At 48.3% G+C, this 7,997-nt stretch carries 4 protein-coding genes; all 4 read left to right on the forward strand.

Annotated elements, in window-relative coordinates; translation table 11 throughout:
* Positions 1-119: 119 nt before the first annotated feature.
* Positions 120-599, forward strand: a complete 480-nt coding sequence (locus tag V6C93_RS01500; protein ID WP_333474870.1) for a plastocyanin/azurin family copper-binding protein — start codon at positions 120-122, stop codon at positions 597-599.
* 187 nt (positions 600-786) lie between these two features.
* On the forward strand, positions 787-1,617 hold the full coding sequence (gene map, locus V6C93_RS01505) for a type I methionyl aminopeptidase (RefSeq protein WP_333474871.1): 831 nt from the start codon (positions 787-789) through the stop codon (positions 1,615-1,617).
* A gap of 1,037 nt (positions 1,618-2,654) precedes the next feature.
* Positions 2,655-5,144: a sucrose synthase gene (locus V6C93_RS01510; protein WP_333474872.1), complete on the forward strand. Its 2,490-nt coding sequence runs from the start codon at positions 2,655-2,657 to the stop codon at positions 5,142-5,144.
* 214 nt (positions 5,145-5,358) lie between these two features.
* A partial coding sequence (locus V6C93_RS01515; RefSeq protein WP_333474873.1) for an HAD family hydrolase occupies positions 5,359-7,997 on the forward strand: 2,639 nt, incomplete at its 3' end.

Below are 7,997 nucleotides of genomic sequence, written 5' to 3' on the forward strand. Positions count from 1 at the left end.
CAAGAAAAAATGGCTCTTGTGTGGGATGGGCATCTTGCCCGTCCTAGAAGAGAGTTCTTCAAGATGTCTACTGATGCCCATCCATCCCTACAATTCTTGGGAGAATTGGTTTTTGGATTATGATGCACTTTGCCGTCTCGATGGGTAACTTCTTACGTCGTCACTGCCTCAGTCGATCTTTCTCGCTCCTGCTCGGCGTCCTTCTGGGCTTAGGCGTTCTCTCAACACCTTTATCGATCGCCGCACCACAGGTCACTGAGGTTAAAGTGAGCTTGGGCAACACTGCCAACGAGTTAAAATTTTTCCCGGATAATTTACAGTTTGTCGTAGGTCAGCGTTACAAACTAGTACTCGATAATCCTAGCCCTCAAAAACACTACTTCACCGCTAAAGACTTTGCCGATATCAGCTGGACTCAAAAAGTTGAAGCCGGAAAAGTTGAAATTAAAGGAGCGATTCATGAACTGGAACTGAAGCCAGGAGGGGAAGCGGAGTGGGTGTTTGTTCCGATGAAGCCAGGAAAATATTCCTTGCGTTGTCCAATTCCAGGTCATACAGAAGCCGGGATGACAGGGGTCATTACCGTTTCTGCCCAGTAAGCGATCGCTCCTTGAGGGTAGTCAGTCTAGTTGAACTTACACCGAACGCCTCATACAAACTTACCCGTTACATCCGCACTCGCTTAACCCTGAGAATCTAAATCGTATTGCTTAAAGCAATGTTAAGCTACCTTAAAAGATAGAAGCTTTTCATGGATCGTCCACATCTCAGCCCTCTGTCATTCGCATGAAGAAAATTTTTAGCAATTTGCTTTTCAAACCCGCTACTCCCCCTACTCCCAAGAAAAAACGCCGGGGTATTGAAATCAAGTCTGAGCGTGAAATTGAAATCATGCGACAGGCGGCTAAGATTGTCGCAACCGTACTGAAAGAAATTTCCGAGAGGGTTGAGCCAGGAATGACCACAGCTGACTTAGACGCCTACGCAGAAAAGCGTATCCGTGAGATGGGGGCAACACCCAGTTTCAAGGGTTATCACGGTTTTCCGGCCTCCATCTGCTCCAGCATTAACCACGAAGTAGTACATGGTATTCCCAATCGTAAGAAAGTGATTCGCACTGGAGATGTGCTGAAAGTCGATACGGGTGCCTACTTTGAGGGCTTTCATGGCGACTCCTGCATTACTTTAGCGCTCGGTGAAGTCACACCAGAAGCCGCTAATTTAATTCGTGTAGCAGAAGAAACCCTGTATAAAGGAATTGAACAAGTTAAGGCCGGAGCTTACTTGCTCGATATTGCCGGTGCGATTGAAGACCATGTGAAAGCCAATGGATTTAGCGTGGTGGAAGACTTCACAGGTCATGGTGTTGGGCGGAATCTGCACGAAGAGCCTGCCGTGTTTAACTACCGCACCCATGAAATGCGCAATGTGAAGCTCAAAGCTGGAATGACATTGGCCATTGAGCCGATTTTAAATGCGGGTTCAAAGTTCACGCGCATTCTATCGGATCGATGGACAGCCGTGACCCTCGACAATGCTCTATCTGCTCAGTTTGAGCATACAGTATTGGTAACTGAGGATGGCTACGAAATTTTAACTGACCGTACTAAAATTTAGAAAAGGCTAGAAGGGATAGGGTGCTTTTTGACGCACCCACTTTATAGCGTCGCTGTGTGAGTGCGCTTATTGGTGATGCGCTTGATCGGGGTGCTAGGTGCGATCGCGCTTAATCTACTGGACACCATCCAATCACGCAAAACTTGGCACACAGCTAAAATATTGGTGAATCTTAGAATTTTGTAAGAAAAAACCCCCCAACATTGAAAGCCGGAGGGTGAATTACAGGGTGCATCTACCATTTCTTTCTTCCTAGGGATATCACGACTATCCGGATCGCTTGGATGTCATCGAATAAGATTTCTTTCCTAAGGCAAGATCTGAACTAGGATAAATTCAGTCGGGAGTATCCCTCCCATTCGGGTAGGAGAATTTTGAAGACTCTGCTAAGAATGAGCAAAGGACAGGTTGAGCAGCCTAGAATTGTTCAAGGGATGCATCGGATGCAATATCACGCTAGACTGCGATTGTGCGTATACCTCCAGATAGAAGACGGGCGGAGTTCGCTACGACTTCCGAGGTAAAGGTACACTCAACCAGTTCAGTGGGTCGGACTTGGTTTTCGGGTTCGTCGGTCTTGTGTCTTGTTGCTCCTGCTAAATAAAGTTAGAAGCCTACAACCCTAGGCGTAAGCGCCAAAACACTTACGTCGTTATATCCCTGCGTATAGGTATCAGATAAAGCGCAATCAGACGCTGGCCTAGCGTCTAAGTGCGCGAATTTCAGCTCTATCTGCTCCGCATAGAGCGAAGGCTTCACGCAAGTGCTGTGATGCAGGACGTGAGTGCGTCCCAGAGAGCTGACAGGCTAATGGTATCTGTTGGGAAGCGCACAATCCTCTATATTCTTCCAGAGGAGGGAAGTAATGCGCTGTTAATAATGGGTAGTGGGTACTAGTAGAGGAAAAGGATTTTTCTGCTCTACTAGAATTCCCCGATTCACCCGAAGGGAGCCGATTGACTATGCAACCACCCGAGGTAGCAAGACTATGTTAAAAATCGCTCTCATCCATTACGCAAATGCAACAGGGAGGAACCATGTGTGAACTGTTACGAGCTGTTCTTGATGGTGATGAGAAGGCCGATTTGCGCCAGTTACTGGATCAGTTACGCGCCAATCATCGAGAGCGGTACTTCCTGAAAAATCAAATTCTACAAGCTTTTGAAGACTACTGCAACAACTACCAAAAACCAGCTTACTTTTCCCGCACTTCTGCTCTGGGCGAACTCATCCATTATACCCATGAAATTATTCTGGAAAAGGAGAGCGTCTGGTTCATTGTTCGGCCTAAAATTGCCTCTCAAGATATCTGTCGGCTGGCAGTAGACTTAAGCCATTTTGAATCGATGCCAGTGGAGGCGTGGCTAAACTTACAAGATCGTTTTATATCCGGTGACGCAACTGGGTTATCGGACTCTCCAACTGGACACGAAGGCACTGTCGCTACCAGTGGCGTACTCGAAATTGACGTTCGTCCCTTTTACGAGTCTTTCCCAACCATTCGCGACCCCAGAAATATTGGCAAAGGGATCGAGTTTCTTCACCGTTACCTATCGAGCCAGTTATTTGCCAATACCAAATCAGGACGAGATAACGTCCCTTCTCAACAATGGTTAGAGGCTTTCCTTGACCTATTACAGAACTCTGAGTACGAGGGAACGCCGTTGATGATTAACGAGCAGATTAACTCAACCACTCAGTTGTCTCAACAAGTCAAACGAGCCTTAACCTTTGTGGGGGAACGCCCAGCAGACGAGCCCTACGAACAGTTTCGCGCAAAACTCCAAGTTTTGGGCTTTGAACCCGGATGGGGCAACACTGCTGGTCGGGTGCGGGAAACACTAGAACTGCTTGATCGCCTAATTGATTCGCCAGATCATGGTGTATTAGACGCCTTCATTTCCCACATTCCACTCGTCTTCCGCATCGTCCTGGTTGCCATCCACGGTTGGGTGAATCAAGAAGATAGCTTGGGTCGTCCTCTAACCACTGGTCAAGTAGTTTACGTACTCAATCAAGCTCGGAGTTTAGAAAAGCAGCTCCAAGAAGATATTAAGTTAGCTGGGTTGGATGTAATCGGTGTTCAACCCAAGGTGATTATCCTCACCCGTCTGATTCCGAACAGCGAGGGAACTAAATCACACGAACGTCTAGAAAAAATTCATGGTACCGAAAATGCCTGGATTTTGCGAGTTCCCTTCCCCGAAGGTAATACAAATGTGACTCAAAACCGAATTCCTCGGTTTGAGCTTTGGCCTTACCTGGAATCCTTTGCCCAGGAGGCTGAAAAAGAACTTTTGGCAGAATTTAAGGGACGTCCCAACTTAATTGTTGGCAATTATTCCGATGGCAATTTAGTTGCCTTCCTCCTAGCTAGACGATTTAAAGTCACCCAGTGTAGTATTGCTCACGTCCTGGAAAAACCCAGATATCTTTTCAGTAACCTCTACTGGAAAGACCTAGAAGAGCAATATCACTTCTCTCTGCAATTCACGGCAGACTTAATCGGAATGAATGGTGCTGATTTCATCATTACCAGCACGTATCAAGAAATTGTGGGGACACCTGAACAGTGGGGACAGTATGAGTCTTACAAGTACTTCACAATGCCCAACCTCTATCACGTGGTTGATGGCATCGATTTGTTCAGCCCCAAATTTAATGTAGTGCCGCCTGGGGTGAATGAAAGCGTTTTCTTCCCCTATACCCAAAATTCAGAGCGAGTTGCCAGCGAAACCGAACGGATTAAAGCCTTACTTTTTACCCATGAAGATTCACAAATCATGGGTTATCTGGAGGACACGAGTAAGCGACCCATTTTAGCTCTGGCTTCCCTCTACCCCAGCAAAAACCTCACGGGTTTGGTGGAATGTTTTGGTCAAAGCCCAGACTTACAGGAGCGCTGCAACCTGATAGTAGTGACAGGGAAAGTGCGTCCAGATGAGGCGAAAGACTCAGAAGAAAGAGGTGAAATTGAAAAGTTCCAGCAGCTCATCGACCAGTACAATCTCCACGGTAAAGTACGCTGGCTAGGACTGCGCTTCACTACACCGGATAGTGGTGAAGTCTACCGTGTGATCGCGGATTGTGGTGGGATTCTTGTTCATCCAGCTCGCTTTGAAGCTTTCGGCCTGTCAATTTTGGAAGCGATGGTTTCGGGTCTACCCACCTTTGCAACTCAATTTGGTGGCCCGTTGGAAATCATTCAGGAGGGAGAATCTGGTTTTCATATCAACTCGACTGACCTGGTGGGAATGGCTGAAAAACTTCTGCAATTTATTTCTCGATGTGACCAAGAACCCAACTACTGGAATGAAATTTCTCAACGTGCCATTAAGCGAGTTCACGACAAATATACCTGGAAAAACCACACCAAACAACTGCTTGGCTTAGCTAAAATATACGGCTTTTGGAATTATGCTTCTGTTGAAAATCGGGAAGCACTCCTTCGCTATATGGAAGCCTTGTTTTATCTCTGCTACAAGCCGAAAGCTGAGCAATTGTTACAGAAACACATGCAACAGTAGGAGGTATTAATTTTGGAGTTTTGATTTTGGATTTTGGATGAATCGATTACAAATCAATCAGGGTGCTTGAAGTAAAGTTGGCTAACTAAACAATCAAAAATGTACGCTATCGTGCTCCGCTCACGGTACGGCAACGGGTATCTAACCTTGAAGGGTTAGGGGTCAACTCATAAGTCAGGACAGCAATTAGCAAAGCACAAAGGACAACGGATAAATGACTAAGCACAAAGAACAAAATTGCCATAATACTTATACTGACTGGGCTGTCATTGAAACCCAGTTTGACCCGACTCAGTTGCATTATAAGGAAACCGTTTTCACTGTAGGAAACGGCTACCTCGGTACGCGGGGCAGCTTTGAGGAAGGCTATCTAGGTGCGATGGGAGCTACCTTGATTCACGGCGTCTATGATGATGTTCCGGTTGTCCATACTGAACTGGCGAACTGCCCTGATTGGTTGCCGTTGGTGGTAATCATCAATGGCGATCGCTTCCGCCTCGATCAAGGTGAGATAATCAGCTATAGGCGTCAACTTGATGTGCGACGAGGTGTCTTGAGTCGGGATGTGCGCTGGCGCAGTGGATCGGGTTACACCGTAGACATCCACCTCGAACGCTTTGCCAGCTTAGTCGATCAGCATGTCTTGGCGCTGCGCTGCCAGGTAACCGCCCTAAATTTTGAGGGAAAAGTTGAGATTCAGGCAAGCATCAACGGTTACCCCGACAATCAGGGCGTGATGCACTGGGAATGGCTCAACCAGGGCGATGTTACCACCGACGAGGGTGATCACGCCGCCTGGATGCACCTTCGCACGCGAAACACCGGTATTGAGTTGGGGATGGCAACTCGCGTCACAGTATCGGATGCAAATGCCTCCGTGCGCGTCAGCGGGTGCCAGGGTTATCCGAGTTTGGCAGCGACATTCCCCGTTCAGTCTGGACAGACGGTGACGTTAGAGAAGCTGGTAACTGTCTTTACCTCACGGGAAGAGAAGGCTCCTGCCCAGGCAGCGGTAGACAAGATTAAACAGCAGCCCAACTATGCAACCCTACTATCTGCTCAGGAAGCCGCTTGGGAAGAGGTATGGGAATCCAGTGATGTGGTGATTGAGGGCGACATCAAAGCTCAATTGGCGATTCGCTATAACCTGTTCCAGGTACTCATCAGTGCACCTCGTCACGATGATACGGTAAGCATCCCAGCTAAAACCCTCTCTGGTTTTGCCTATCGCGGTCACGTTTTTTGGGATACGGAAATCTTTATCCAGCCCTTCCTGATTTTCACCCAACCCGATTTAGCTCGCAATTTGCTGACCTATCGTTACCATACCCTGAACGGAGCACGGCGCAAGGCGAAAGACTCTGGTTATAAGGGGGCGATGTTTGCCTGGGAAAGTGCCGGGACGGGAGATGAGGTGACTCCGCGTTGGGTGCCACCCGCAGACGACAGTGAGGAACTGGTGCGGATTTGGTGCGGCGATCGCGAACTTCATATTAATACAGATGTGGCCTATGCGGTCTGGCAGTACTGGCAGGCGACGGGTGATGATGCTTGGATGCGCGATTACGGTGCCGAACTCGTTCTGGACACGGCGGTTTACTGGGGAAGCCGGGTGGAGTGGAATCCCAAGCAGGAGCATTATGAGATTCGTGAGGTGATTGGCACCGATGAGTACCACGAACATGTGAGCAACAACACTTTCACCAACCGGATGGTGCAATGGCATCTGGAGAAGGCACTCGTTGTACTGGATTGGCTGCACAACCAATATCCAGAGAAAGCCGCAACCCTGGAAGGAAAACTCCTCGTTACTCTAGAGCGACAAGCGCGTTGGCGGGACATTATCAGCAATATCTGGATTCCCTACGACCCGGAAACTGGCATCATCGAGCAGTGTGAGGGATTTTTCAAGCTTGAAGATATTAACCTCGCTGATTATGAACCCAGAACGCGATCGATGCAAGCCATTTTAGGCATCGAAGGAGCCAGCAAGCGACAAGTCCTCAAGCAGCCGGATGTGTTGATGCTCCTTTATTTACTGCGTGAGACTCCTGGCATCTTCTCAGAGATCAGGACGCTGCAAGCGAATTGGGACTATTATGCACCCCGCACGGATATTACTTATGGTTCATCTCTGGGGCCAGCAATTCACGCCGCTTTAGCCTCTTACCTGAATCAGCCGGAAGAAGCTTATGAGCGGTTTATGCAGGCTGCTTTGGTGGATTTAGAGGACACACGGCGCAATGCGAAAGAGGGCATTCACGCGGCATCAGCGGGTGGGGTGTGGCAAGCACTGGTCTTTGGGTTTGCGGGTATTCGGATTAACGATGCCTATCCCCAAGCCAAGCCACATCTACCTAAAGGCTGGACACGCTTGAAGTTTAAGTTACAGTGGCGCGGAGAGTGGTATGAGTTCGATCTGCGTTCAGAGGAAGTAAAGGAGGAATTAGAAGAGATGGAAGACAATACGAATGGGAAATCTGCTGTGAACAAACCAGACATTCAGGGGGTGATTTTTGACCTCGATGGTGTACTGACGGAGACGGCAGAATACCACTACCGGGGTTGGCAGCGCTTAGCCGATGAAGAGGGTATTCCTTTTAATCGGCAGGCTAACGAGGCAATGCGAGGTTTGTCACGTCGGGATTCATTACTCCTGATGCTGAATGGAGAATCGCGCACAGAAGAACAACTCGAAGAGATGATGGAGCGCAAGAACCGCTACTATCTGGAATCGATTAAGGATATCACTTCTGCTGATTTGCTGCCCGGTGCTGTTGAGTTACTCGACGAACTGCGTGCGGCGGGTATTAAAGTGGGGCTGGGTTCAGCCAGCAAAAATGCTCAAGAAGT

This window comes from Allocoleopsis sp. (assembly GCF_036703385.1).
In the GTDB taxonomy this organism is placed as follows: Bacteria; Cyanobacteriota; Cyanobacteriia; order Cyanobacteriales; family Coleofasciculaceae; genus Allocoleopsis.

What these genes read in the sequence shown, in the direction of transcription:
- map (WP_333474871.1), top strand. Translation starts at nt 787, where the DNA reads ATGAAGAAAATTTTTAGCAATTTGCTTTTCAAACCCGCTACTCCCCCT.
- V6C93_RS01500 (WP_333474870.1), top strand. Translation starts at nt 120, where the DNA reads ATGATGCACTTTGCCGTCTCGATGGGTAACTTCTTACGTCGTCACTGC.
- V6C93_RS01510 (WP_333474872.1), top strand. Translation starts at nt 2,655, where the DNA reads ATGTGTGAACTGTTACGAGCTGTTCTTGATGGTGATGAGAAGGCCGAT.